The following is a 23,087-nucleotide window of genomic DNA, read 5'->3' as shown; positions in this document are numbered from 1 at the left end:
CTGAGCGTCCCCGTACCGTCCGCCGGCGCGGACACTCGGGACCACACGACCCGATATGTCGTTCTGACACCGGACGACGAACTCCCGGACACATACCACACAGACCGGTACCAGACAGCCGTCACGGAATTACGGACGGCAGCCGGGCACGTCTACCGGGGTGATGTCTACGAAACCATGGGGAAAGCGAGTACGGCGGGCCTCGTCGCTCCTCAGTTGAACTCCGCTCACGGCGACCCACTGTGTTGGCTATAGGTGAACCCGCAGAACCTGTACACGGCAGGGTTTCGAGCAAGGAATGGCAAATCCTACGTCTTCTCGGACACCCCCGGGTATGTGGCGGACGAAGTGCGGCGTAACGACGGCAGTGTCGACCCGGCCGTGCTGGGAATGGCGGGAACATACGCCGATCTCCGTAAAAACGTGTCGGCGGAGCCGACTCGAACAGACGTGTACGACATGCGCTCCACCGCATACACCCTGGGCAGTGTCCTCGACCGCCAGAGCGCGAACGGAACAATGCGCCGGCAGGTCTCCCTCGCGATGTTCAAATTCATGGCGGCATTCTCCGAAGCCGCTCGCTTCCCCCACTACCGCGACGAGTTCTCCGCAGCCCTGGACGGCAGCAGCAACCATCAGTATCTCGACGACGAGGCTCTGCGACTGAGGTCGTCCTGGCAGGACATATCGAACTTCGCCCACGCCGTCACCGAAAACCCGACCACCTCCCCGCGCTACATACCGGGACTCGGCACAACGCTGCACGACTGGCAGGACGTACGCACGCACGTCAGGAGCATCAAGGGCAAAGACGGCTAGGCGTCCACGATCCCGCGTCGGCGCAGCGGGGGGAGAAGAAGACCTCGGCCGCACGCCACCGCCTTCCGTCCGCGTGCGTTACCGGCCCGGAAATCCAATTCGATCAGATTCGGAGTCCGCAGAGTAATGGTGTCAAGAATCCGCAGAAGTAAAATCGTCTCCCGTGCACTCGTATGCGTGGTGGCCTCTCTCGCCATTCTCCTCGGGGGTACCGTCCAGCCGTCTTCCGCAGATGTCCGCCCCGGCACGGTTTCGTGGATTACCACCCATATCATCACACTGCAAAGCACCGGCCAAGACGGCATGCAGATATATTACGACACGATAGATGAGATCCGTCGCGTAGCGGGTCATCCCGTCGCCGGCTCACTGCGAGAAACTCAGACCTACAACGGCGGATTGATCGCACTCGACATCCGCAACGTGACGAACCAGCGCGTAGGAGTTCTGCTCATCAATCCCCACTCGCTTTACATCGCAGGCTTCATGGCACGGGACAACGTCGTCTATTATTTCCTGGACGCGAATCCGGTCGTCATCTCGGAGATGCGCAACTTCGCTTCGAGCATCGGCGGCCGCGCGGTGGAGGCGGCGATAACCGGTTCGTACGCCGACTGGAACCGTGAGATCGAACTGACCGGCGGCAGTCCCCAGGAGGCATACGACGCCTCGGATTTCCTTCACGAGGCAGGCCGCCTCTACGACATCATCCCCTACGAACAGAACCCCCGTTTTCGCAGGATCGTCGCGGATGCCATGAACGCCCTGTCCGCCGCCTATAGCGAAGGCGTACGTTACACGAGCTGGCGCGACCGGGCGGGTAACGCCATGGCTCTGCCGTTCGACGGCAACGAAGCCCGGATCTACACTCCGCAGACTCGGGAACTCCAGACAAGTACGGTGTCCTTCTCCCACTACCTGTACGAATGGCGGGAGATTCTGCGGAACAGCAATCCCGACTACGTTTTGCCGAGGCCGTTCCGTTTCGGCCCGCAGAACGGGACGGTCGAAACCCGCCGAGAGATCGAGAGGTACGCCCGACTCTACGTCTCGGACATCACGAAATAGCGGCGGCAGCCCATGACGGTCCGTCGAGGCTTGCGTGTGGCGGACCGTCTCGGCCCCCTCGGGCCGGGTACGTCCCGGCCTTCGCCAGTGCGGCGAAGGGTGTTCAATCGCCCGGCGATGCCATGAACGGCGACAGTTTGGCCGGGCTCATCATCCACATGATCCGGTCGATCCCCTCGACCGACACATCGACGGAAAGGAGGGCCACAACCTTCCCCCCGGACGAGACCACGACGGCGGGACGCGCGTTCGCCTCGACCCACCGCACCTTCGTTCCGGGCCAGAACCGGGGAGCGAAGGCCGCGAGGTACTTGGAGACGTGCGGGCGCCCGACGACCGGGATCCGCGACGCGCCACGCATGCCCGCGCCGTCGGTGTAGCTGACGACATCCGCCGCGAGCACATTCTCCAGTGCCGCCAGATCACCCTTCCGAGCGGCGGCGAGAAACACCTCCAGAAAGCGGCGGTGTTCGGTCGTGCCAACGCGTTCCCTGCGCTCGGCGGCCAGGTGTCTGCGCCCGCGACTCACCAGTTGACGGGTGTTGGCCTCACTCGTCTCCAGGATGTCCGCGATCCGCGCGTAGGGGTAGTCGAAGGCTTCGCGCAGGACATAGGCGGCCCGCTCCATCGGGTTCAGCTTTTCCAACAAGAAAAGAACGGCCAGTTCGAGGGTGTCGGCTCGTTCGGCACCGACCTGCGGATCCGCGCTGGTGTCGATCGGCTCGGGAAGCCACGGGCCGACGTAGGACTCCCGCCGCATCCTGGCCGACTGGGCCAGGTTGATGGCCAGACGGGTGGTGACCGTGGTCAGGAAGGCCGTCGGCTCCACGATGCGCGTGCGGTCCGCGTTCTGCCAACGCAGCCACGCCTCTTGGACGACGTCCTCCGCTTCCACTGCGCTTCCGAGCAACCGGTAAGCAACGCCGAAGAGTTGCGGGCGCGCCGCGAGAAAGTTCCGCGCCGCCTGGTCAAGGGAATCGGTGTCGGCCCCGGCGTGCATGGTCGTCCCCTTCCACTTCGGCGTCGCCATGCTACAAGCCGGTCCGGAACCGTGCTTCCGGGAGCTCACGCGCCGAATACCGGGCGATGACGCGCTGCCGCGGTGAACGCACCATCGACGCCGACCATGTCGAACACCCCGTGGCCCTCGACATCGTCGAAGCCGGTCCGCCGCACCGACTCGGCGGCGTGCCGGAACCGCGCCACGATTCCGGGTGGTCCGTCGCATCGCAGCGCATGGGGAGTGACGAAGTCCCCCGGTCCGGCGTAGCCGACCCCTCGGCCTTGAGGAGCCATCGCCGCGAGGGCGACGGGGCCGCACCGCCCCGGAGGCTCGGGTGGCAGCCGCGGCCGCAGCGCTGTAGCCGCGCGAAGACACGGCCGGATCCGGGTACTGAAGTTTTCGTCGTGATGTCGTGGACGGTTGAAGATCCCTGCGCTATGCCGTGGGTATGCGGTATGGGCAGGGTGGTGGGTTGACTCCCAAGCAACGCGCGGCTCGGGAGCGCTTGCGATTGGACGCCGCCGAGCGGTTCGAGCACGGGGAGTCCAACGCGGTGATCGCGTCGGAGTTACGGGTGGTGCGTCGGTCGGTGGAGCGGTGGCGTCGGGCTTGGCGCGAGGCGGGTGTGGAGGGTCTGCCGTCCGCCGGCTCCGTGTCGCTCCCCAAACTGGACCTGTCGCAAGTGGCGGCACCGGAAAGGGAGTTGGACATGGGCCCGAGGGCCCATGGTTGGGAGGATCAGCGCTGGACCCTGATGCGGGTCAAGGCCGTGATCCGACGCAGCTTCGGGGTGACGTACTCGATCCACGGGGTGTGGGACCTGTTGCGTCGGGCGGGCTGGTCGTGGCAGCAGCCGGCCCGGCGGGCGGTGGAGCGTGACGAGGACGCGGTGCGGGGTTGGGTCGGGAGACGTGGCCGTCGGTGGAAGCACCGCGGCGGCGCTCGACGCGTGGATCGTCTTCGAGGACGAGGCCGGGATGTCGATGACGCCGCCGCACGCGCGCACGTGGGGACGACGCGGGAGCACACCGGTGGTGCGGGTGCGCGGCGGCTCCCGCGGCCGGGTCGCGATCGCCGCCCTGGCCTGCTACAAGCCCGGCGAACGCCCTCGACTGATCTACCGGCCCCGTCTCCACACGCGCTGGAAGGGGGAACGGAGGAGTTTCGCGTGGACGGACTACCGCGATCTGGCGGTACGGGCCCACCTGCAGTTGGAAGGCCCGATCGTTCTGGTCCGGGACAATCCGAACACCCATCTCGCGTCCGGATTACGGGACTACGCCGCCGCCCACGACTGGTTGACGATCCGGCAGTTGCCGAGCTACGCGCCGGACCTGAAACCGGTGGAGGGCATCTGGTCCCTGGTCCGTCGAGGCTTCACCGGCAACGTCGCGTTCACCGACGCCGACCACCTGATCCGCACGATCGGCCAGGGCCTCCGCCACATCCAACGACACCCCCATCTCATCGACGGATGCCTTGCCGAAACCGGACTCGTCATCCGACCCAGGAAATGAACATCCCACCAAGCGACATCACGACGAAAACCTCAGTAGCTCGTCGGCCGCGTCATCGCTTGGCGGAAGGTGAGACTGACGCGAGGGCCGGCCGCGGGTTCCCGGGGGACGGCGTGGGTCCAGCCGCGTTGGGTCACGGCGGTCATGAGCAGCAACGAGCCGTGCACGAGGGCGAGTTCGTGGCGGTGGTTGCGGTCGAGGCTGCGGAAGGCGAGGCGGCGCGTCGCGCCGAGGGAGACGATCGCGATCGCGCTGCCGGGGGTGAGACCGTCGTAGGAGTCCCGGTGGAAGCCCATGGTGTTGTCGCCGGTCTCGTACAGGTTCGCCAGGCAGTTGTCGAAGGGATGACCGGCGTGTGAGCCGGCGCGGGCGCCGATCGCGGCGATCCGCGGGGGCATGGGTGCGACATCGTGACGGCGCCCGGAGTAGTCGTACGGCACGCCGAAGCAGGCGGTCCGGCGTGTCCGCATGTCTTCGTCCCAGGTGACCTCGGCCAGGACCCGGGCAAGGTCGGTATCGGGATCGGCGAGCGCGTCCGGGTGGTAGCGGATGTCGAGAGGTGGGGGACGGGATGGCGGGGATAGCGGTGGCATCGATTCTCCAGGGGACCGACGGGCCACGTCGTGCAGTGGCCGGTCGTCATCGCTTGCGTTGTTCGATGCGACGAGTATCCCGTGGTCCGGGCCGGTCAGGGTCGCTCTTGCGACGACGTCGAAGAGGCGATCCGCGCGTGGCTTCAGTGCGGGTCGGTCGCCGAGCCGGGCGAGCATGGCCACCAGCGCGAACAGGTCGTCGCCGTCGAGGTCGCCGCGCGGTGCCCGCAGCCTGGGCGCGGGTGGGGGATGGGCCGACCGGTGCGGCCGGCCCGGCGATGGGGGACGCCGGACCATCGCGTCGGGCCCGACGACCGGGGCCGGCCCAAAGTGGCGCGGGGGTGACCCGTTCGGGCGGGGCCGGGCGTGGCGGGGTCAGCCGCGGACGAAGAACCCGTCGAAGTCGCCGCCCGCGCAGATGGTGCCGGTGGGTGACAGGGGGTTGTCCTGGACCTGCCCCCCGCCCACGCCGCACCATTCCCCGCCGATGAAGCCGCTCGGGGCGCCGGCGGATGCCGTCGACGCCCGCGGTACGACGGTGCCGGCCGCGGCGGCCCGGCCGACGCCGCCGAGCAGCGCGGCGACCACGAGAGCGGCGACGGCGGTGAGGGTGCGGATCTTCACGGGGCACTCCGATCGTGCGGGGGTCGAGGGGACGACGGGCACGATCCCCCACCACGCGCGCGCCCACACCCCGCCTAGCCCGACCCCACCCCCACACCACCCGGTCGGCCCTTTGGTGCGGGGCCGGCCGGCGCCGCCCGGCCGGCCCGGATCTCCCGTGAACCGGACACGGATCCAACGCGAACCACACTCCGACTCCACGACCACCGCGCACCCCGGCGCGTCCCCAACGCGTCGGGCTGGGCGATCCGCTCGGCCGACGGCTTCGCCGGCCTGCTCCTGGTCGTGGTCACCCACATCCCCAGTCTGACCTCCTGCGGCCGCCCGTCGAACGCGGTCACGGTCTCCACGCGGGCGCGTGCCACCCCCCGATGGCCCATCCGGAGCCCGGTGCGCCGCCGTGCCCACCGCGATCGCCCACGCCCGTGCGTGCCCGAGCCGCAGCCAGGCCCCCTTCGGGACCGCCGCCGCCCCGGTCGCGTTGCGCGAGAAGCCCGCGACGCGTGTGACGGGCCCGCCACGCGACCGGGCAGCGGTCCGCGGCGGTCGGGGCACCGCACGGTCCGCTCTCCCCGCGAAGACGGGTGCCCGCGACCGGAATGCGCTCGACGTTCGGCGAAGGTCGGAACGTGATCTACCGGGAGTCGTTCAGCCGATCGCCCGGGAGCAGGTCGCATATTGCGTGAGGGCTGTTGCGGTGCGGCCGCGGGGCAGGAGAGCCGTGCCGTCGTCGTCACGCAGGGGCACGTCACGGCCGAGGAACCAGCGGGTGCCGTGCTCTTCGTCGCCCCTCGGATAGGCCGGGAAGGGCAGTCGAGTGCAGTTCTCTTCCAGCACCTCGACGCCGTGGTCGTCGAAGTCGGACAGGAAGTCGCAGAGCTCGTCATCGGCCTGGACGGATTCCGACAGTACGAATTCGATGAAGCACAGGGACAGCCGCTCCAATCAGCTCTCCCAGCGTTCGGCAGCTGGGACCACCACTGCGCCGGGACGGGACACCCACCCGCTGAGGCCCCCGTTCGCCCTCGGGATTCCGAAGCGTCGCATGCTGTCAAGATCACACGATCCGAGTGTTCCCCGACTCTCTGGGTGAGCACATGGGTAGGGGTTGGCGACACTGGCGTTGAGCATCGCTCGTGGGGGTCTGCTCGGCGGCTGGCTTCGTGTGCGACGACAGCGTGCACATGACGAGATGGCGGGAGAGGGTGGCGGTCGTCTCGGGGGTGTGCGGGTGCTGGTGGTTGAGGCGGGCCGAGGGGACGTCGAACGGCGGCCGGGCTCGGGCGGGTTGGCGTGTCCGGGGTGTGGCGGGGTGCCGGCACGGTGGGGGGCGGGCGGGCCCGTACGCTGCGCGGCGAGAACGGTACGCGGGTGCGGCCCGCGTCGTACGCGTTGTACGGGGTGCGGGGCGACGCATGTGCTGGCGAGTGAGGTGGGGGTGCCGCGGCGGGCTGACACCGCGGCGGTGGTCGGGGCCGGGTTGGAGATAGCGGCGCGGGGGTTGGGGCACCACAGGATCGCGCTGCGGCTGGGGGTTCCCGAGGGCACGGTCCGGGGTTGGGTGCGGCGGTTCGCGGCGCGGGCGGAGTCGGTCCGGCGGTTCTTCACGGTGCTGCTGGTCACGGTGGCGGTCGACCCGGTGGTGCTGAGCCGGCCGGATCGGGGTTCGCGGACGCGGTGGTGGCGGTGCTTGCCGCCGCCGATGCGGCGCGGGTCCGCCGGTCGCCGGGGGTGCGCGCGTCCATGCTGTCGCCGTGGTCGTTCGCGGTCCCGGGCCTCGATGGGTCGGCTGCCGGCGCCACCGGCGGCGGTGCCGGTGGACACGGGCCCTAACCTACGGGGACGTCCTCGTCCGACCGTCCAGCAGGAGGTCCGCGATGCCCACCCCCCGTCCGGCCGGCCGCCCGGGTCTGTCACGGCGCTGGTTCCTGGGGGCCGCGATCGGCGTCCCGGTGGCGGCGCTTGCGGGCTGCACCGCGTCCGAGGACCGCGCGAGGCCCATGTCCAGCGCCGACGTCGAGGACGTCGTCGAAGCCGTCAACGGCAAGCCGATCGCGGTGACGCACGACAGCGCCCGCGCGTGGTTCGAGCTCCACCGCAGCGACTACACCGAGGTCTTGGCGCAGATCAACGCCGGCGCGCTCGGCCGACCTGAGGTCTGGGACTTCTACGGGCCGCAGCTGCCGGAGAAGTACCGGGGCCTGTCGGTGACCGGCAGGGTCTCGAAGCTGGCGAACACCGGCAGGGACCCGGCCGCGAAGGTGTCGGGCTACTTCTTCCCGAGCTGGACCGGCATCCCCGACGACGCCTTCGGGATTGCCTGGCTGGCCGCACGGCCGAGCGCCACGGCGGAGTTCGACGGCTACGGCCTGCAGATCCACCCGCACCTCGACCTCGGTGACGGCTGGTGGTACTTGGACCCGGGGCGGGACTGACCGGAGCCATGCGGCTGCGCCGCCGTCCGGCCCGGTTGTCGATCAACACGAGCCGCCTCTGGGGCGCTTCGGGCCCGACCGTGACCCTGACGGATGACCTGTCGGCTGATCCGGTCGGCGGGCGCCGGAGGGTGAAGGGGGTGCGGTCGGTCATGGCGTCGATCGAGGAGGACGAGCGCGGGCGGAGAAGGCCAGGCAAGTCGCCTTGTTCCGCCACGAGTTGATCCAGGACGCGCTGGATCCGTCGTTGTCGACGCGGCAGCGCGGGCGGCTGGCCCGCGCGGTCGCCGACCGCGAGCACATCGACCCGTTCGGGCACACCGTCAAGGTCACGCGCGGGACGTGGGACCGCCGGATCCGCGCCTACCGCGGTGGCGGGTTCGCGGCACTCGCCCCGCCCGAGCGCGACGTGGTGCCGCGCACCCCCGGCCGAGGTGCTGGACCTGGCGCTCGCGCTGAAGAAGGAGAAGACCGAGCGCACGGCCGCGCAGGTCCAGCGGAACGGCAAGCATGTTCGCAAGGGACGCGGCGTGGGTGTCCGTGGGCCAATTCCCGGTGGCGGACCCTCGCTGCTCCGACGGACCGGCGGCGGCGACCGCGATCGGGCGTGCCTGCGGGGATGGTGTCGGGTCACGGCGTTTGCCTCCGTAGGCCGCTCGCGTGGTCCCCGACTCCGTGGCGTTCCGCTCCTGCGGCCGCAGCCTTGCGACGGCGGGCACTCGTATCGAGATGACATCCCGTTTTCTTGAACCCGTTCTCCCGGGCCTGGCCGCACCCGGCATCCGATACCGCGTCGAACGCCGAACATCGCCGATGTCCGTTCGCGCGGGCGCATCCGTTCACAAGGTCACGTCCGACAGCGCCCGATTCGGGCCTGTGACCGCCCTCGCCGTTCCGGCATCGGCATCGGCTCGACCGTCCGCAAATCCCGCGGATTCATGTCGTGCTCGGCCTTGATCGAGGTGTCTCAGGTCGTCAGGCCGATCACGCCCAGTACCATCGCGCCTGCGCCGGAGAGGATCATGAGCCATCCCATGATGCGAAAGAAGTGGTCCATACTGTCGGTGGTCGGACCGGTCCCGCGCAGGTCGAGCGTGATCGAGTCCGTCCGGTGCAGCCTCTCGACGGTTCGGGTTCGCCAACCCCGCAGGTCGAGCGCGCCGTGCATGCCCCACACCGCCCCCGCCACCCCAAGGAGCAGTATCCCCACGGCCAGGGCAGGGTCGGGAACCCCGGACGCCGTCGCGGCGCTATCGATCATGCCCCGTATCATGCCACTCCGGCGCCATCGATATGACGCCTCGTCACATACGTTGCACGCGAGCAGGGTTCGGGACTGTCAACGGTCATCTTGATCGGCTCTGATCCACATTTCGGGATCACCCAGCGTGACATAGCGTCAAGTTGATATCTGAGCAGGTGTGTTACGTGATCAGATACTTGACCTGCTCCTTCCACATCTGACGGGTGTCGCCGTCGTGGACCTGCAGGAGGTCGGCACGAGGCTGTGCATAACGGCGTGCACAGTGGCTGAAAGGGCGTCTTGCCCAGCCTGCGGAACCAGTTCGCGCCGCGTCCATGACCGCTATGGCCGACGGCTTGCCGATCTCGGCATCAGCGGGCGGGTGGTGACGATAGCCCTGACCGTGCGCCGGTTCCGCTGCGATGCCGCGCACTGCCCACGCCGGACCTTCGCCGAACAGGTCGAGGGATTGACCTTCCGCCATAGCCGCCGAAGCCGGCTCCAGCGGGCGACGCTGGAGGTAATCGGCTGTCACCTCGCCGGCCGGGCCGGGTCTCGGCTCGCCGCGATGCTGCGCTGCCCGGCAAGCCCGAACACTCTGCTCCGCCGGGTGCGGGCCCTGCCTGCGGACCCACCGGAGCGAAGCCCGCAGGTGCTCGGGGGTGGACGACTTCGCTCTCAAGCGCGGGCACGTCTACGGCACCGTACTGATCGACATTGAGACCGGCCGCCCCGTCGAGGTGCTCCCCGACCGCACCGCCGAGACCTTCACCGCATGGCTCCAAATGCACCCCGGTACCGAGATCGTGTGCCGTGACAGGGCCGGCGTCTACGCCGAGGCCGTCCGCACCGCGGCACCGGACGCGGTCCGGATCGCAGACAGGTTTCATCTCTGGATGAACCTGTGCAAGACGGTCGAGAAGTGCGTCGTCGCTCACCGCCACTGCCTCGTCCCGCCCGAGGAGACGGGCCGGGACGAAGCGGCGGCGGCACCCGCCCCACCAGTGATCGAGGGCAAGCGGGCGGCGAACACCCGGCGCCACTTCGCGGCGGTGCACGAGATGTACGACAAGGGCGTCGCGATCCAGGTCATCGCCGAGACATTGCGGATGGACCGCAAGACGGTCCGCAAGTACGCGCACGCCACCACCGTCGACCAGGTCCTGCCGCCGCGGCCCAGGCGCGACTCGAAGCTGCAGGTGTGGGCCGAGTACCTCAATATGCGCCGGCAGGAGGGCTGCACCGACAGCGGACGCCTCTTCCGCGAGATCCAGGAACGCGGCTATCGCGGTACCAGCCGCAGCCTGAGGCGCCGGCTGGAACCCTTGCGCTCCGTGGCGGCCCCGAGGCCCAAGCGATCCGAGGCGCCTACCGTCCGGCACGTCGTCGGCCGGCTCACCCGCCACCCCGACAACCTCACCTCCGGCCGGCAGCTCCGCCTCAAACGAATCCTCACCCGCTGCCCCGAACTCGCCGATCTCCGCAGGCACATCGCGGACTTCGCCACGATGATGAAGAACCTCGACGGCCACCGCTTACCCCGCTGGATGAAGGTGGCCGAGGGCAGCGAGCTGCCGCCGCTCCGCAATTTCGCCCGCAACCTCCGCAAAGACCTCGACGCCGTGACTGCCGGCCTGACCCTGCCCTATCCCAGCGGCATCGTCGAAGGGCATGTAAACCGGGTCATTCTGTGGAATCTGTTTCGTCTAGCAGAGTCGTTGCGGCCGAAGGTGATGTTGGCGTCGTGCCATGCGGGAAGGCTGGCCATGTATTGAAGGGCGTTCTCGCAAGCGTCGGCCTGAGTGGTGTGACCGCCCCGGTCGATGCTGGTCATCGCCAGCATCAGGCCCAGGAGATGGAGGTCCGGATCGCCACCGGAGTCCCCGGTGGCGAGGGCGTCGAGAACTTCGCGCAGTGTCTGGGTGTAGTCGATCTCCCGACCGGTGACCGGGGCACGGGCTGCGACTTCCGCCAGGTCGGCCAAGATCTGCTGAGGAACGACCTGCCGGCCATCCCGTAGCGGCCAAGGGGCCGTCGACGCTGCTTCAATCAGGCGCCGAGCGTGCTCGGCGAAATCAGAGTGTTGCGAGTGCTCCATCGTGTCCTCCTGGTCTCGCGATACATCTCTCTGCGAGATCGGCGGTGTCAAGCCGTGTGCTTGTGCATCACGTCGAGGTAGTGCCGGTCACGGTGCGGCACGTGGTTGTCCCGCCCGGGCAGGCTGAAGACCGCGCAGACGTCAGCGGGCTGGGCAAGGATGCTCGACTGCTCGCCGAAGGTGAGAGTGCCGTTGACCGAATGCCGGCAGCCGGCGCCGTCGAGGGCGGCGATCAGCTCCTCGCGGAGGATGGTGGCCTCGAACGACTCGGAATCAGGCAGGACGAGCGGCGGAAGTTTGGCGGTGGAACCGGGCCGGAGGTTGATCCAGATTCCACTGACGGACCGCTGAGTGACCACCAGTTGCAACCCGTCCCAGGAGTAGGGGTAGCCGTCGATATCGGGCCCCTTCATGCGGTGGGCCAGGTGCGGGCGCCCTCGGCCGAGAAGGTCTTCAGCCTCAGCCAGCGACATTCCGCAGCTCAGGGGGCCGATCCGACCGGTGCGGGAGAAGTCGACGAGTACGTCCATCAGGGTCACGACAGTGACTGTGGCACTCTCCCGAGTCGGTTCGCATCTCGATATCAGCGCGGTGCCGCGCTTGCGCCGCCTTGGCGGACGGCGACGAGTGGCAGGAGGCGTGCAGTGGCCGGCACGTCGCGTTCGCGTGGTGTCGGGCCTGCGGGCGTCGGAGCGTCGGCGAGGCAGTCGAGTAGGCGGTCCTGTGCTTCCTGGCCGTCGTCGACGGCCGCGCGTTCGTCGTCGGTGAGGGGATCGCGGCGGCCATTCTCTGCAAGTTGTCTTTGGCTTCGATGAGTTGGTCACCACGTCCAGGTTCCACGTAACTGTAAAGCTCCTCAAACGCCAAGGCTACGGACGCGCCAACTTCGATCTCCTGCGGCGCCGCGTTCTCCTCACACCGGGAGGCGATCACGCTGGGTGATCCCGAAAATATGGATCAGAGCCGCATTCCATGGCCACCGTCACCCATCACCCACGAACGGGCGACACCACATCATCAGGAACGGGACTTAACGCCCTCTCAAACTCGTGTCGGATTCTCGATCACGATGTCAGGTGAAGGTCGGATCTGACATGGAACCGAGAACTGCGGGTTGAGGCGTCACTCATTCGAGTGGCGCCTCAACCCGCTGCCTTGCCTCTTGCTTGGCTTGCTTGGCAGTTGCAACCGGCTTTCGTCGACCGGGACAGCATCCATGCCGAACGCGTTCCGACTTCGGCGTCGATGCCGAAGTCGGAGCGCGTTCGAGGGCGGCCGTGGTCGGTCGTCACACGCTACGAGTTCAGGTCCACCCAGAGGTGCCAGTTGGAGGTCGTGGTGCTCTTGCGGCACACCCAGACGGAGTAGACCGAGCTCCGCCCGTCCGCCTGGCAGGCCGCCTTGCTGGGATAGGTGCCGATGTCGGTAAGCGTGTAGGACGCCACCACGCCGGAGGTGGTCGCGCTCGCGCCGGAGGTCGCGCGTGCGGGCACGGCCTGCGCGGTGGCGACAGTGCCGCCGGTCACCAGCGCGGCTCCCAGGGCAACGCCCGTGATCCAGACTCGAGTTCGCATTCGTGTGGTCCCTTCGACAATGGCTGGATCGCCGCTTCCTCGGTTTCCGGGAAACGACTCAGACTTGGATTCGCAGTCCCACCATCGAACGTCCGGGCGGTTCGGCGCACTCGGTTCGGCACGGTCCGAACCGAGCGGCGCCAGAACCGTGTTCGTGGCGAGGGGAGAGTCGTGCTACGGGTGTGCTTCACGGCCGAGGACCTGTTGCGCGTGCGATTCGCCGACGAACCGGCACCGATGGTGGAGTTGATGCTCGCCGTCGCGACGCTGCAGCGATCCGAGGCGGTCTTCGGCCTGTGGCGGCGACGGATGGGCAGGGCCCTGACGCGCTCCGCGGGGCCGCTGCTGGAACTGGTGCCGGCCACCGGCAAGGGGCCGTTGTTCCTCGATCCACCGATTCCGGGATTCGACGCCGGACTGGAACACGTCCTGTCGACCCCCACCGCGCTCGTCCGTTCCGAACTGCACCGTGTCCACGCCCGGGATCGCGCCCCCAGCCCGTGGACGCGTCTGCTGGCAGACCGCGACAGAGACTCCTGGCAGAACCTCGAACACGCCCTACGTACGGCACACACGCACATCGTCGCCGCGCCGTGGGAGCGCATTCGCGCCGGCTTCGACGCCGAACGCGCGTGGCGTACCCACCTCTTGGCCGGCCAGGGCATCCACGCGATGCTGACGGGACTGGCTCCGACGGCACGCTGGCGCGAGACAACCCTGGAGTTCGACAGCACCGACGACGTCGAGGTCAGCCTCGACGGGACGGGTATCACTGTGCTGCCGTCCGTCTACTGGACCGGCCGCCCCCTGGTGGGCCGCTATGCCCAGGGATGGTTCCTGGTCTACCCGGCCGTCACCCCGCTGCCCGACATCGACGACCCCACAAGCACGGACACGCTGGCCATGCTGCTGGGCCGCACCCGCGCCACGATCCTGGAACAACTGCTCCGACCACGAACCGGCAGCGACCTCGTCCGCGACCTCGGCCTGGCCAAGTCCTCGGTGTCCGAACACACCAAGGCCCTGCGCGCCGCCCGACTGATCACCGCCCAACGCGACGGCAAGGCGATCTGGCACTCCTGCACCCCACTCGGGCTCGAACTCCTCGCCTGCCTCCCCGAATCCCGAGGGAAACCCGCGTAGCCCACGCCGGAGGAGTCGTTTCGGTACCGTCGTCGTGGCGTACCCGGATCCCGGCGGGCCGAGCGCCGGTCGATCGTCTCGACCTCGCAGGCCACGCCTGAGAACGCACAAACTTCGGCGGGACGACCTGCCCCTACGCCCACCGCATCCCGAGCACGGTGAGGGCCTCGACGCGCTCCTGCGCCCAGGAAGCCCGTCGTTGGCGTGCGTTGGCGAGCGCCACACCCAACTTCACCCGGTGCGCCCTGCCTCCCGCCTCGACGGCCTCGCTGTGTGTGCGGGGCACGGTCAGGTGTCCTTCACGGGTGGCGAACGCGTATGCGGCGGCGAGGGTGAGCGTCCAGCGGTCCGCGTGCGAACCGCTCGCCCGTCGCGCCTGGCTCGTTGCGACGGGGGCGGCCTTGGCGACGCCCAGCACTCCCAGGGCGGCGCGCTGTGCTCGGGAGAGCGTGGTCCATGCGCGGCGTTGTTTGTCGAGCCAGGCGCCGACGTCGCTGCCGTCCATGGTGTGTCCGGGGGCGAGTTCGTCGAGGGTGCCGCCTTGTTCGAGGTGCAGTCGGACCAGGGAGAGCATGCGTTGCCAGGTCAGGGGCCATCCGGTGGGGTTCCATCCCGGGTCGGTCCCGGCGAGGCGTTCCCACCGGTCCCGCCATCGGTCGGGGTTGTTCCTGGTTGCCAGGGGCGTCGGCAGCTGGCGAGGAACTGGCCGACGGGGTAGGCGTCGACGACCGCGGTCTTGGGGGCGGCGAGGTGGCCGTACATCGCGTGGTAGGCGCGGCACATCGCCAGGCCGTTCTCGAACGCGTCGTCGTCGGCGCTCCACACCATGCCCAACGCGTCCAGCAGTTCGATCCGGCGCGGGCGCATCGTGCCGCCGGTTCGTGCGCGTCGTTGTTCGGCGATCCACGCTCCGACGGGGTGCGAGGTTCCCGATTCGGGGTCGTAGTCGACGGCGTCCAGGGGGACGCGCAGATCGCCGTGGGCGGTGTGCCGGCGGCGGGCGGCGAGGTAGCCGCGGCGCCAGTCCCGGCGTTCGGGGTCGAGGACACGCAGCTTGACGAAGTCCGCGAGCAGGGCGGGGTCGTGCTCGGTCGGGTCAGCACCCTCGGTCGTAGATCGCCCGCAGCCATGGTTCCCTGACGGCGGGCATCCGCGCGAGCGTGTACCGGAACGCCTCCCTGGACGGCTGGAACGGGTACCACGGGTGCGGCGGCAGTGGGTCGTCCCGCTCCACGCCTGCCGGCAGCCCGCCTACCACCGGTAGCCGGGTCCGGTGTGGCGGGAAGGCGAGCTCGGCCCAGAGCGCGGCATCCACAGGTACCGGCACCGCCCCGGCGCGTGGCTGCCACATGTCTCCGGTCTGCGGATGGACCGGCACCAGCACCAGGTCAGTGGCCTGCTCGCCGAACCCCGGCTCAGCCAGGCCCAGCCGCTTCGCACCTTCCCCGGCGGGCAGCAGCGCGGCGAGTGCCCGGCCGAGGAGCTCTGCGACCGGCCCTGGCGCCACCTCGACCGGCGTGCCCTCGGCGGCCACCACCACTTGGGCGAGAGCCACGCCCGCCGGGATGTCCCGGTACTTGCTCAGCCGGTGCCACAGCGCGCCGGTGGCCAGCATCTCCGCCCAACCCATGATCGGCCGCTCCGGCGGGCCGGGAAGCCGCACGACCGCCTCCGGGACGAGCCGGACGACTTGCCAGCACCCGCAGTCGTCCATCCTCGTTCCCACCGGCAGATCGCAGCCCAGGCAGGCAAGGTTCGGCCCGTCCCGCCCGTCGATCCCCATGCAGTAGCCATTGGCCCGTTCGAGGATCAGCCCGGTGTTGCGCATGTCGCCGGGCGCGAGGAGAACGGTGTCCGACGGCCCATCGGACAGCGCGCCGAACGGCGCGAAGCGCCCCCGTTCCGCCGCCTCGTGAGCCCCGACCTCGTCCCACTGCCGCCACGGCGGCCCGTACGGTGCGGGGTCGACGGCGTAGGACCCGGCCTCCAGCAGTGGCGGGTGCAGCTTCTCCCAGTGGGTGTCGGCAAGGTGGATCGGCAACGCCACCTCCGACACCGCCGCCGTCAGAACCGCACCGCAGCCCGCACACCCGAACACCGCCAAGCTGTCCCCTCCCGCTGTCGAAGCCCCTGCATCCCACCAAGCAGGCGGACCGGGGAGCAAGGGGTTTTCAGACGGCACGCCCCGCTGACAGCCAGAGCGGGCCTCGACGTCCCGGTAGCAGGCTCAGACTGGAGCACGCCTGGGGCGCCCTGGCGTCGGTGCTGCGGCAGGCGATTTGACTGAAGGTGGGCAGGCCGAGGTGGACGACGGTCGACGTGCGGGCCTTCTCCGCATCGATTTGGGCGATCTTCTCTTTGGCTGCAGCGAGGCTGGTCTCGAGTATTTCGATCTCCCCGAGCCATCCTTCCCGCTCCGCTTTCGACAATGCGGTCGATGAGGTTGTCGCGGATTTCCTCAAGTCGTGGCCTTCCGTTCGGATCGATCCGGAGAAGAGAGCATCGGATGCACGCTTGACCGAACTTGCAGTGTCTGCTGAGAGCCCGGCTGCGCGCCCGATCAGGTCACTCTGAGTAGATGCCGGCGAAGTGCACCACCAGAGATTCCGGGCGTGTTGCCGCTCGCGTTGTTGGTATCAACGCAGCAGCCGGTTGACCCATGGATGTGCTCCGTAAGTCTGGGTGATGGCGTGGACGAGCCAGTGTCGCTGGTCGTCGGTGAGCGTGGGCAGGGCTGCGGCAAGGTCTGCTTCGTCCTTGGGCCGGGGCTCCTTGGCCTTGTAGAAGAGTTGCACCTCCGGTGCGAGGTAGGGGATACCGTCGGCGGAGATCAGACCGAGCATGTCGACCGGACGACGTACTCGCGGATCACGGCGTGACACCCACTCCTGGTCGTGGGATTCGTCGAGCATGATCTGGATGCGCCAGGGTTCGCCCGGCGCCGGCTGGCACCAGATGTCGTGCACGCTCTGAGGAAGAGCCTCGTCAGACGCCCACGGACGAAGGCTCCCGGGCGGATCGGCGGCCCACCACTTCCAGTCCGGCAGAGCCTGTTGAACGGCGAGTTGGTCGCGCCGCAGTAGCAGGACATCAACGTCGCCGTGATCTCGGATGCGGTGGCCGACCGCGAGTTCGATCGCGAAGCCGCCTGCCACCCACCAGGGGGTCCTCAAATCACAGAACCGGTCGACGACTTCGGCAAGGGACGCGGGATCCCATCTGTCCAAGGGGGTGTGCTCGTAGGTCATGTCGTCCATCCTGTTCCGTTGGCCGCCTCGGTGTGCTGATGACCTGCAGGAGTCAGGTGCTCGCAGTCTGACGTCCGGTACCGGTGCGGAAGTCGGGCATGCCGAGGTTCGTTGTGGTGCGTTTGGCGGTCATCTCGCGCATCGAGGCGAGCTTGTCTTCAACGGCGGCGGCGCCGGCCTCGATGGCGGCGACCTCGCCGAGCCATCCCTGGTCCCCAGTTTCCTTCAGACGGTCGAGGAGGTTGTCGTGGATCTCCTCAAGCCGGGTCATCCGGTCGGGATCGGGCCGGAGTTGTGGGCATCTGACACGGCTTAACCGAACTGATCTTGTTGCCGGAGACTGAGGGGCTATCGGCATGTCAGTAGCGGAAATTAGTCGAAGTCGCTTCAGGTCTAAGGCTGTTCCGGCATGTCGCGCCGCCCTGTGCTGAGACGGATGTCGGGCATGCCGAGGCTGACGGTCGTGCTTCGGTTTTTCGCCTCGCGCATGGCGGTCAGCTTCTGCTCAGCGGCCGCCAGAGTGGTCTCGATGGCGGCGACTTCGCCAAGCCGGCCCTGGTCCTTCGCCTCCTGAAGACGGTCGTGGAGGTTGCCGCGGATCTCTTCGAGGCGTGGCTGCTGAGCTGGGTCGACTCGAAGTGGGGGACATCTGACACAGGCTTCTCTGAACTACGGGGTGAGAGCGACAGCCGAGGTTCGGTCGTTCGCCGGCTGAGGACGGGTGGTGACAGAGGATCTGCACCGGTTCGGGCGGCGCTCGCCCCGGGGCTGAGGTCGATGGGGGCGAGGACGGGCGGCAATCCGTTCGCGTGGCGTTTGCCCGGCCGCGTACGGTCTGCGAATGACGAGGACCACGCCGGCCAGACCGGTGTCCGTGGAGACCGTGTTCCCGGAGCTGACCCCCTACCGAGCCCGGACCACCCGGTTGCACCCCAGACCGGGGCGGCCCGGCATGCACGACAGCCACGTCGGTGGGCCGATGCTGTGGCCGGACGGCGAACAATGGCCGCTCTGCCACGAGCCGCACCTGCGCGAGACCGAGGGGTACACACCAAAGGAGATTCGCAGCGCCCGCGCCGCAGAGGTCTGGCCGCCGAGCCGGCCGTGGCCCCCCGCGGGTACTCCCGGACTGGACGGTCCGGTGCCCTTCGTGGGGCTGGCCCAGTTCTTCCGGCGTGACATCCCGGGCCTTGTCTGCGGGCCCGACGGCGCGGACCTGGTTCAGCTCTTCCGCTGCCCTTTCACCCACGGCCCGTACTTGGAGCGCCGCTACCGCCTGCGGTGGCGACAGGCCGGGCAGACTGAGCACGCGGAACGCTTCCTCGCCGCTCCGCCCGAGGTGCCCATGCTTCGATGGGAGCACGAACTCCCCGAGCCGTGTGTCCTGCACCCGGAAGAGGTGGACACGTATCCCTGGGCGGAGGACGACACGCTGCCTGCCTCGCTGATCGCGCGCATCGACGCGTGGGACGACGCCCAGGTGGCGGAACACGGCCCCGACGCCCCCAGCTACCAGTACGACCTGTCGATCCCTCCCGGCTGGCGCGTCGGTGGCTACCCCAGCTGGGCGTCGACGGGCCCGATGGTCATCGACTGCGCGTCCTGCGCGACCCCCATGCGGCTGCTGCTGACGGCCGAGGGCTACGAGATGGACGCCGGCTCGCACAGCTGGTTGCCACTGGAGGACCGTGACCCGACCCTGAGGGGCAAGGCATCGATCCGGGGTGGTGGCCAATCCGTTGCCCAACCCACTCGGCTCCGCTTCGGCCGGGACGTGGACCTGCACGTTTTCACCTGCCCGGCCGACCCTGGACACCCGCCCCGATGGGTGCTCGCCTAGGGAGTTTGGCGGCGAAGGACCATTGACGCTTCCTAGCGAAGTCTCGACGCTTCGTCCCACCGACGCAGGCACCGTCACCCCGGGCGCGTTCACGGTTCCTCCCGGAACTTCGGGACCGGGAGGTCGACCGACGCCCTGGCCGTGCTCCTCGTGATCTGCGCGAGTTTGTCCTCGGCGCCGGCCAGACTGACCCGGAGTCCTTCGACCTCGCCGAGCCAGCCCTCGCGTTCGGCTTCAGCGATGCGGGCGATGAGGTTGTCGCGGATCTCTTCGAGGCGGGCGCGTTGGTCCGGATCCGGCCTGAGGAGTGCACATCTGACACAAGCGTGCTCATGAACACACGGGGTGGAAAATGCGCGGCCGCAAGTGCCGATGGACACCTTGCGCTTCTCGAAGTGCGTGAGGAGGGCATCCCACTCCTTCTCGGTGGGAGTTCGGTATTCCTCGCTGGTCCGGGTGGACCGGCGGCGGGCGATGAACGCCCTGTGCGCCTCGATCGTCTCGGCCGGGTAGACGGGGCGTTGACAAGTGTTGGTGGTGATCTGCGAGGACAGCCGCTGCTGGATCGTCGCGTTCGCCGGCCCCGCCCGCGAGTCGATCGAGACCACGTTCGCACCCCGGCGATGCGGCCGAGAGCTCAACTCCCTTACATAGACGGCGATATAGGAACGGTTCGCCGCGACCGGGTCGACATCCTCCCGCTCACACATCAGCAAGTATTCGGCCAGCCCCCGACCATAGGCGTCGATCGTGCGCGGTGCACGTCCGAGATCAGTCCAGACCGTCAGCCAGGCCGCAGCCTGCTCGTGCCGGCCGAGCACCGGCCACTTCTCGGTGAGCACCGTCGTGCCGCTCAAGCCATCTCCCAAGTCCGTGGTTCACCGAGGAGACATGATCACCCCGGCAGATTCCACGTAACTTTCAAGTTGATCAAGCGAAGGTCATATGGGCGGGCGTCGTTCGCGCTCCTGCGCACGTTCGTGCTTGCCCAACCGCCGTAACCACCGACCGGCCATTACCGTGGCAAGGTGAGTAGAGTCGAAGCGTGGTCAATATGCACGTGCGGGGGGTAGGCGGCGACGTACTGGCACGGGCCGCATGCGGCCTTCCGTGGTTCGAGTCGCTCGCCGGTCTCGACGCCGGGTCCTTTCCGATGCTCGGCGCGCTCGACCCATACAGGGACGCGGTGTTGAGTAGCTCACAACTTCCAGCGCTGCTGGGTGAGCTGGATGCTCTTCCCGCCGAGCGCGGGGGCCCTGGGTCGACGAGGTCCGTGAGCTATGCCGGATCGCCGTGGAAGGCACCCAACGCGACCTCTGGTTCATCGGCGACTGAGCCCGCCGCGCCGTCGCCGTCGCGAAATATCCGCCACAGCCCCTCAGCGTCAGTCGGTCGGCGCGAGTTCGAGGTGAACCGACACCACCTCGCCGGACGAGTCGAAATCTGCCGTCACGGGGAAGGAGCCATCACCCCAACCGGTCATGGCACACAGCACGCGGGCATCTGCGAGGTCCACGACGCCGTACTCCAGTTCCGAAGCGCGGACTTGGCGCATGATCTGCCAGTGGTGGGAGTGCGGACGGAAGTCCACAGCCATGCGGCGGCCGGTCTCCTCCTTCCAACGCAGCAGTGCCCGAGCCTTTTCGACCGCTTCGGGAAGCGCCAGGCCGCACCAGCCACGGGTGCCGTCCTCACCGGGCTCGCCGAGTTCAGGGGCATCGAACCGGGCGGCGGCCTCATGGACATCGGCTCCCCAGAACGCGACGTCGGCCAGGCCGTCCACCGGTTCGTCGTGCTGCCAGGCGTTCAGAGCGTCGGTGTCTCCGAAGAGCACCCGAGCCCAGTCCACCCGGATCTCCCCGAGCGAGCGTGACGTCTCCGCCGGAGCGTCGGATATCAGAATCGAGATCCGCGACCATCCCTCTCCGATCTCCGGACCGAAGTCGGCACGGGATGCGAACACTGGAAGGTCACGGTCGCTCGGAATGCCGCCCAGCGCGATGACCGGGATCCCGAACATGAAGAAGCCCCCGCCGCCCGCTGCAGCGGCACGGCGGACTCGTTGGGCATGCGCTTCCCGCTCGGGCAGCGCCTCAAGCCACGCGTTGAGCTTGGCTGTTCGGCAGTGTTCCTCGAAGGCGGCGCGCATCTCCTCGGCGCCGGAAGCCGGGATGTCATAGATCATGACGCCTGGTTGGCGGTCGAAGGACCGGGCCGCTTCCTCGGCGTCCAGGCCAAGGACAGTGAAGTCGACCGCGTTCGCGACATCAGTAGTCAGCGATGGGTCGTCGATGCCGAGGACCTCGGGGTCGATCTCCGCCGGCGACCGTTCCCCGCTCCAGACACCCAGGTGGCCACCGTCGACCACCACAAGATTGCCGGAGGGGCAGCGGATGTCGCCAAGCTTGAAGATCTCTTCCATGCCGCGCGAGTCTACGTTCGACACCAATGGTGGTCGCAGGCGCACCACAGCATGACGAATGAACAGTTGCCCAGGCCGGCTCTCCGAGTTGAGGCGTGAGAGGGTCGTCCCCATGGATGAGACCTGGAGATTCGCTGACGACCTCGGGCCGGTTGTGGCCGAGTCGGCAGTCGAGACGCTCCGGCGAACAATCGCCGACGGGAGGCTTGAGTCGTGGCTGACCAGTTCGTCGGGTCGACAGTTGGCCGTCGTTGAAACTCCTCCGTTCCCCCTTCCGGCGCGTGTGGAGACGGGGCCGGTAGATCAGTCGAGGGCGTTCGCACGGCTTGTAGCAGGCCCGGGCGGCGATCGAGACCCGCCCCCGGGAGCCGCCGCGCACCCGCACCACCGGTGTGCTCCCGCGTCGTCCCCACGTGCGCGCGTGCGGCGGCGTCATCGACATCCCGGTCTCGTCCTCGAAGAGGATCCACGCGTCGAGCGCCGCCGCGGTGCTTCCACCGACGGCCACGTCTCCTTGACCCAACCCCGCACCCCGTCCTCGTCCCGCTCCACCGCCCGCCGGGCCGGCTGCTGCCACGAACAGCCCGCCCGACGCAACAGGTCCCACACCCCGTGGATCGAGTACGTCACCCCGAAGCTGGGTCGGATCACGGCCTTGACCCGCATCAGGGTCCAGCGCTGATCCTCCCAACCATGGGCCTTCGGTCCCATGTCCAACTCCCTTTCCGGTGCCGCCACTTGCGACGGGTCCAGTTTGGGGAGCGACGCGGGGCCCGCGGACCGCAGACTCTCCACACCCGCCTCGCGCCAAGCCCGACGCCACCGCTCCACCGACCGACGCGCCACCCGTAACTCGGGCGCGATCACCGCGTTGGACTCCCCGTGCTCGAACCGCTCGGCGGCGTCCAATCGCAAGCGCTCCCGAGCCGCGCGTTGCTTGGGAGTCAACCCACCACCCTGCGCATACCGCATACCCACGGCGTAGCGCAGGGATCTTCAACCGTCCACGACATCACGACGAAAACTTCAGTACCTCCGGCGTCCATGGGTCGATGTGGCGAACGGGTTGCTGAGACCAGGGGTTGGTTGGTCCTTCGTGATTCTCGTCCGCGAACGTGTCCCGAAGAATCCTGCCGGCGAGAGGGTCGACTGCGTCGATGGGCGAGGTGGGCCGCTGGATCGGGTGTCCCCAGCTTCTTCTAGCATCCGCACATGCTGATCTCTACGACGTACACCCACACGTGGCGCACCGGTGCCGCGGCGACGTTCGCGGCTTATCCGAGGTGGGGCCGCTGGGGGGTGGTCGCCGTGCCCGTGGTGGTGTTGCTCCTGGCGATCCCCATGGGGAGTCTCCAGATGGGCCTGTGGTCGGTCTTCTTCGTGCTTTTCATGGTGTTCGTGCACGGCAGGCACGTGCGTGCGCTGATCGGGCAGGGGGTGATCGACGTCGTGCTCGACGA

At 68.4% G+C, this 23,087-nt stretch carries 26 protein-coding genes and 1 pseudogene; 11 read left to right on the top strand and 16 right to left on the bottom strand.

Features of this window, described 5'->3' with window-relative positions:
- Window positions 1–255 precede the first annotated feature (255 nt).
- Together ACFXKZ_RS33970 and ACFXKZ_RS33965 are read left to right on the top strand one after the other, a co-directional pair.
- Window positions 256–819 (top strand): ribosome-inactivating family protein, encoded by a 564-nt coding sequence (locus tag ACFXKZ_RS33970; protein WP_380005649.1) that lies wholly within the window; start codon window positions 256–258, stop codon window positions 817–819.
- A 177-nt stretch (window positions 820–996) separates the two neighbouring features.
- Window positions 997–1,887: a hypothetical protein gene (locus tag ACFXKZ_RS33965; protein WP_380005647.1), complete on the top strand. Its 891-nt coding sequence runs from the start codon at window positions 997–999 to the stop codon at window positions 1,885–1,887.
- A 103-nt stretch (window positions 1,888–1,990) separates the two neighbouring features.
- On the opposite strand, the gene ACFXKZ_RS33960 is transcribed toward ACFXKZ_RS33965, so the two are convergent.
- On the bottom strand, window positions 1,991–2,887 hold the full coding sequence (locus ACFXKZ_RS33960; RefSeq protein WP_380006093.1) for an RNA polymerase sigma-70 factor: 897 nt from the start codon (window positions 2,885–2,887) through the stop codon (window positions 1,991–1,993).
- 65 nt (window positions 2,888–2,952) lie between these two features.
- Entirely contained in the window at window positions 2,953–3,183 is a 231-nt protein-coding gene (locus tag ACFXKZ_RS33955) for a hypothetical protein (protein WP_380005645.1), read from the bottom strand.
- 155 nt (window positions 3,184–3,338) lie between these two features.
- Between ACFXKZ_RS33955 and ACFXKZ_RS33950 the strand changes: the two are divergent.
- Both ACFXKZ_RS33950 and ACFXKZ_RS33945 read left to right on the top strand, forming a co-directional pair.
- Window positions 3,339–3,877, top strand: a pseudogene (locus tag ACFXKZ_RS33950) (winged helix-turn-helix domain-containing protein).
- Window positions 3,874–4,407 (top strand): transposase, encoded by a 534-nt coding sequence (locus ACFXKZ_RS33945; protein WP_380006091.1) that lies wholly within the window; start codon window positions 3,874–3,876, stop codon window positions 4,405–4,407. Before ACFXKZ_RS33950 ends, ACFXKZ_RS33945 begins: the two are co-directional and overlap by 4 nt.
- A gap of 32 nt (window positions 4,408–4,439) precedes the next feature.
- On the opposite strand, the gene ACFXKZ_RS33940 is transcribed toward ACFXKZ_RS33945, so the two are convergent.
- The 3 genes from ACFXKZ_RS33940 to ACFXKZ_RS33930 all read right to left on the bottom strand — a co-directional run bounded on the left by ACFXKZ_RS33940 (window position 4,440) and on the right by ACFXKZ_RS33930 (window position 6,569).
- Entirely contained in the window at window positions 4,440–5,000 is a 561-nt protein-coding gene (locus ACFXKZ_RS33940) for an alpha-ketoglutarate-dependent dioxygenase AlkB family protein (RefSeq protein ID WP_380005643.1), read from the bottom strand.
- A 375-nt stretch (window positions 5,001–5,375) separates the two neighbouring features.
- Window positions 5,376–5,624 (bottom strand): hypothetical protein, encoded by a 249-nt coding sequence (locus tag ACFXKZ_RS33935; protein WP_380005641.1) that lies wholly within the window; start codon window positions 5,622–5,624, stop codon window positions 5,376–5,378.
- Window positions 5,625–6,272: 648 nt separating this feature from the next.
- Window positions 6,273–6,569 (bottom strand): hypothetical protein, encoded by a 297-nt coding sequence (locus tag ACFXKZ_RS33930; protein WP_380005639.1) that lies wholly within the window; start codon window positions 6,567–6,569, stop codon window positions 6,273–6,275.
- A 932-nt stretch (window positions 6,570–7,501) separates the two neighbouring features.
- Here ACFXKZ_RS33930 and ACFXKZ_RS33925 point away from each other — a divergent pair.
- Complete coding sequence (locus tag ACFXKZ_RS33925; protein WP_380005637.1) at window positions 7,502–8,059, top strand: hypothetical protein; 558 nt, start codon at window positions 7,502–7,504, stop codon at window positions 8,057–8,059.
- 967 nt (window positions 8,060–9,026) lie between these two features.
- On the opposite strand, the gene ACFXKZ_RS33920 is transcribed toward ACFXKZ_RS33925, so the two are convergent.
- Entirely contained in the window at window positions 9,027–9,320 is a 294-nt protein-coding gene (locus ACFXKZ_RS33920; RefSeq protein ID WP_380005635.1) for a hypothetical protein, read from the bottom strand.
- Window positions 9,321–9,480: 160 nt separating this feature from the next.
- Between ACFXKZ_RS33920 and ACFXKZ_RS33915 the strand changes: the two genes are divergently transcribed.
- The 3 genes from ACFXKZ_RS33915 to ACFXKZ_RS33905 are packed head-to-tail and all read left to right on the top strand — an operon-like array spanning window position 9,481 to window position 11,322.
- On the top strand, window positions 9,481–10,023 hold the full coding sequence (locus ACFXKZ_RS33915) for a transposase family protein (protein WP_380005633.1): 543 nt from the start codon (window positions 9,481–9,483) through the stop codon (window positions 10,021–10,023).
- Window positions 9,965–11,077, top strand: coding sequence for a transposase (locus tag ACFXKZ_RS33910; RefSeq protein ID WP_380005631.1), 1,113 nt, complete (start codon window positions 9,965–9,967; stop codon window positions 11,075–11,077). Before ACFXKZ_RS33915 ends, ACFXKZ_RS33910 begins: the two co-directional genes overlap by 59 nt.
- Window positions 11,074–11,322 carry a hypothetical protein gene (locus ACFXKZ_RS33905; RefSeq protein ID WP_380005629.1) on the top strand — a complete coding sequence of 83 codons (249 nt, stop codon included), beginning with the start codon at window positions 11,074–11,076 and terminating at the stop codon, window positions 11,320–11,322. Before ACFXKZ_RS33910 ends, ACFXKZ_RS33905 begins: the two co-directional genes overlap by 4 nt.
- Before the next feature lie 125 nt (window positions 11,323–11,447).
- On the opposite strand, the gene ACFXKZ_RS33900 is transcribed toward ACFXKZ_RS33905, so the two are convergent.
- Window positions 11,448–11,939, bottom strand: coding sequence for a hypothetical protein (locus ACFXKZ_RS33900; RefSeq protein WP_380005627.1), 492 nt, complete (start codon window positions 11,937–11,939; stop codon window positions 11,448–11,450).
- A 756-nt stretch (window positions 11,940–12,695) separates the two neighbouring features.
- Complete coding sequence (locus ACFXKZ_RS33895) at window positions 12,696–12,974, bottom strand: hypothetical protein (protein ID WP_380005625.1); 279 nt, start codon at window positions 12,972–12,974, stop codon at window positions 12,696–12,698.
- Between the two features lie 171 nt (window positions 12,975–13,145).
- On the opposite strand from ACFXKZ_RS33895, the gene ACFXKZ_RS33890 reads away from it, so the two are divergent.
- A complete protein-coding gene (locus tag ACFXKZ_RS33890) occupies window positions 13,146–14,117 on the top strand; it encodes an ArsR/SmtB family transcription factor (protein ID WP_380005623.1) in 972 nt (323 codons plus the stop codon).
- A gap of 133 nt (window positions 14,118–14,250) precedes the next feature.
- Here ACFXKZ_RS33890 and ACFXKZ_RS33885 read toward each other — a convergent pair whose 3' ends face one another.
- The 5 genes from ACFXKZ_RS33885 to ACFXKZ_RS33865 all read right to left on the bottom strand — a co-directional run bounded on the left by ACFXKZ_RS33885 (window position 14,251) and on the right by ACFXKZ_RS33865 (window position 17,636).
- Window positions 14,251–14,691: a helicase associated domain-containing protein gene (locus ACFXKZ_RS33885; RefSeq protein ID WP_380005621.1), complete on the bottom strand. Its 441-nt coding sequence runs from the start codon at window positions 14,689–14,691 to the stop codon at window positions 14,251–14,253.
- Window positions 14,692–14,702: 11 nt separating this feature from the next.
- A complete protein-coding gene (locus ACFXKZ_RS33880) occupies window positions 14,703–15,170 on the bottom strand; it encodes a helicase associated domain-containing protein (protein ID WP_380006089.1) in 468 nt (155 codons plus the stop codon).
- A gap of 43 nt (window positions 15,171–15,213) precedes the next feature.
- Entirely contained in the window at window positions 15,214–16,221 is a 1,008-nt protein-coding gene (locus ACFXKZ_RS33875) for a hypothetical protein (RefSeq protein WP_380005619.1), read from the bottom strand.
- A 532-nt stretch (window positions 16,222–16,753) separates the two neighbouring features.
- Window positions 16,754–17,365, bottom strand: coding sequence for a nucleotidyltransferase domain-containing protein (locus ACFXKZ_RS33870; RefSeq protein ID WP_380005617.1), 612 nt, complete (start codon window positions 17,363–17,365; stop codon window positions 16,754–16,756).
- A 52-nt stretch (window positions 17,366–17,417) separates the two neighbouring features.
- Window positions 17,418–17,636, bottom strand: a complete 219-nt coding sequence (locus ACFXKZ_RS33865) for a hypothetical protein (protein ID WP_380005615.1) — start codon at window positions 17,634–17,636, stop codon at window positions 17,418–17,420.
- Window positions 17,637–18,233: 597 nt separating this feature from the next.
- Between ACFXKZ_RS33865 and ACFXKZ_RS33860 the strand changes: the two genes are divergently transcribed.
- On the top strand, window positions 18,234–19,205 hold the full coding sequence (locus tag ACFXKZ_RS33860; RefSeq protein WP_380006087.1) for a hypothetical protein: 972 nt from the start codon (window positions 18,234–18,236) through the stop codon (window positions 19,203–19,205).
- An 89-nt stretch (window positions 19,206–19,294) separates the two neighbouring features.
- On the opposite strand, the gene ACFXKZ_RS33855 is transcribed toward ACFXKZ_RS33860, so the two are convergent.
- From ACFXKZ_RS33855 to ACFXKZ_RS33845, 3 genes are all read right to left on the bottom strand, one after another.
- Window positions 19,295–20,062: a hypothetical protein gene (locus tag ACFXKZ_RS33855; RefSeq protein WP_380005613.1), complete on the bottom strand. Its 768-nt coding sequence runs from the start codon at window positions 20,060–20,062 to the stop codon at window positions 19,295–19,297.
- Between the two features lie 527 nt (window positions 20,063–20,589).
- Entirely contained in the window at window positions 20,590–21,627 is a 1,038-nt protein-coding gene (locus ACFXKZ_RS33850) for a hypothetical protein (RefSeq protein ID WP_380005611.1), read from the bottom strand.
- A 432-nt stretch (window positions 21,628–22,059) separates the two neighbouring features.
- A complete protein-coding gene (locus tag ACFXKZ_RS33845) occupies window positions 22,060–22,599 on the bottom strand; it encodes a winged helix-turn-helix domain-containing protein (RefSeq protein ID WP_380005609.1) in 540 nt (179 codons plus the stop codon).
- Between the two features lie 240 nt (window positions 22,600–22,839).
- On the opposite strand from ACFXKZ_RS33845, the gene ACFXKZ_RS33840 reads away from it, so the two are divergent.
- Window positions 22,840–23,087, top strand: a 248-nt coding sequence (locus tag ACFXKZ_RS33840; protein WP_380005607.1) for a hypothetical protein, incomplete at its 3' end; no start/stop codon positions are given.

This window comes from Embleya sp. NPDC059237 (assembly GCF_042754105.1).
In the GTDB taxonomy this organism is placed as follows: domain Bacteria; phylum Actinomycetota; class Actinomycetes; order Streptomycetales; family Streptomycetaceae; genus Embleya.
The sequence above is the reverse complement of the archived record's forward strand: the minus strand, read 5'-3'. Positions and strand labels throughout refer to the sequence as shown.

Excerpts from the sequence above, each read along its gene's own strand:
- ACFXKZ_RS33845 (WP_380005609.1), bottom strand. The coding sequence starts at position 22,599 with ATGCGGTATGCGCAGGGTGGTGGGTTGACTCCCAAGCAACGCGCGGCT.
- ACFXKZ_RS33885 (WP_380005621.1), bottom strand. The coding sequence starts at position 14,691 with ATGCTCTCCCTGGTCCGACTGCACCTCGAACAAGGCGGCACCCTCGAC.
- ACFXKZ_RS33955 (WP_380005645.1), bottom strand. The coding sequence starts at position 3,183 with ATGGCTCCTCAAGGCCGAGGGGTCGGCTACGCCGGACCGGGGGACTTC.
- ACFXKZ_RS33920 (WP_380005635.1), bottom strand. The coding sequence starts at position 9,320 with ATGATCGATAGCGCCGCGACGGCGTCCGGGGTTCCCGACCCTGCCCTG.
- ACFXKZ_RS33960 (WP_380006093.1), bottom strand. The coding sequence starts at position 2,887 with ATGCACGCCGGGGCCGACACCGATTCCCTTGACCAGGCGGCGCGGAAC.
- ACFXKZ_RS33865 (WP_380005615.1), bottom strand. The coding sequence starts at position 17,636 with ATGACCCGGCTTGAGGAGATCCACGACAACCTCCTCGACCGTCTGAAG.
- ACFXKZ_RS33945 (WP_380006091.1), top strand. The coding sequence starts at position 3,874 with ATGACGCCGCCGCACGCGCGCACGTGGGGACGACGCGGGAGCACACCG.
- ACFXKZ_RS33850 (WP_380005611.1), bottom strand. The coding sequence starts at position 21,627 with ATGGAAGAGATCTTCAAGCTTGGCGACATCCGCTGCCCCTCCGGCAAT.
- ACFXKZ_RS33925 (WP_380005637.1), top strand. The coding sequence starts at position 7,502 with ATGCCCACCCCCCGTCCGGCCGGCCGCCCGGGTCTGTCACGGCGCTGG.
- ACFXKZ_RS33895 (WP_380005625.1), bottom strand. The coding sequence starts at position 12,974 with ATGCGAACTCGAGTCTGGATCACGGGCGTTGCCCTGGGAGCCGCGCTG.
- ACFXKZ_RS33870 (WP_380005617.1), bottom strand. The coding sequence starts at position 17,365 with ATGACCTACGAGCACACCCCCTTGGACAGATGGGATCCCGCGTCCCTT.
- ACFXKZ_RS33940 (WP_380005643.1), bottom strand. The coding sequence starts at position 5,000 with ATGCCACCGCTATCCCCGCCATCCCGTCCCCCACCTCTCGACATCCGC.